General features: G+C 40.5%; 2 protein-coding genes. One reads left to right on the top strand and one right to left on the bottom strand.

All coding sequences use genetic code 11. The features are described from left to right. On the bottom strand, window positions 1-150 hold a 150-nt coding region (locus ACFVSH_RS27060; RefSeq protein ID WP_387708946.1), incomplete at its 3' end, for a DUF1694 domain-containing protein. 237 nt (window positions 151-387) lie between these two features. Here ACFVSH_RS27060 and ACFVSH_RS27065 point away from each other — a divergent pair. Then, on the top strand, window positions 388-1013 hold a 626-nt coding region (locus tag ACFVSH_RS27065), incomplete at its 3' end, for a L,D-transpeptidase (protein ID WP_387708944.1).

Genomic DNA, 1013 nt, shown 5'->3' on the forward strand with positions numbered 1-1013 from the left:
CTCTATTTCCGGATATACATTCGTTTCAAAGACTTGGCTTTTTTTTAAGACGATGACGACGCGCTCCCGTAATGTGCCCAGAAATTCCCTGCGTTCACCAGGCTTGATTTCTTTTGGACCATGGATGCCTTGTTCTAGATAGTCCTCCACCTTTAGGCGTGACAATTCTTCCCCACCTCCGCTTTCACATCAATAATGTATGTAATATGGCCAAAAATAGTGCCCATCATTTCTACGTTTGCCAAAAAAGCAGAAAGTTGCCCTTGTTTTAATATTACATATTTTTAGTCTACCCCCACTTTAAAAAATTGTCACTTTAGCTCCACTTCATGCATAGGATAGTGTATGTGTAAATGTAGGTGGCTTAAATGAGGGACGGGGAAAAACATGAAGAAATTGATGGTATTTTTATTAATATTCGCTTTTAGTTTAGTTGGGTTCAGTAATACTTCAGATGCGGCAGCAAGGCAACTGATTATCATCAATAAAGCCAATAATCAGCTTGCCTATTACGAAAATGATAATTTGGTGAGGGTTTTCAGCGTGGCGACAGGAAAGAATGCCTCCTACACCCCTGAAGGAAAGTTCAAGGTAGTGACAAAGATTGTGAATCGTCCCTATTATAAAGGCAACATTAGAGGCGGAGACCCAAAAAACCCTCTAGGTAAAAGATGGCTGGGGATCAATGCAAGGAATACACCAGGAAATACCTACGCAATACACGGAAATAATGATCCTACCACCATTGGGAAATATATAAGTGCCGGTTGTATTCGTATGTATAACAATGATGTTCAATGGCTGTACGAAAGGGTGAAAATGAACACTGTAGTGTTGATTGCCAGTTCGAATAAATCATTTGCCACCATAGCTGCCACGAATGGCTATAAAGTGAGCGGATCTGTGAGCCTTCCCGTAAATACCAACCCTTCCCTGAAGAAAGGAAGCAGTGGTCCCCAAGTAATTGAACTGCAAAAAAGATTAACTAAAAATGCATACTGCACTAAAAGAGT

This window comes from Peribacillus sp. NPDC058002 (assembly GCF_042886655.1).
GTDB classification, from domain to species: domain Bacteria; phylum Bacillota; class Bacilli; order Bacillales; family DSM-1321; genus Peribacillus; species Peribacillus aracenensis.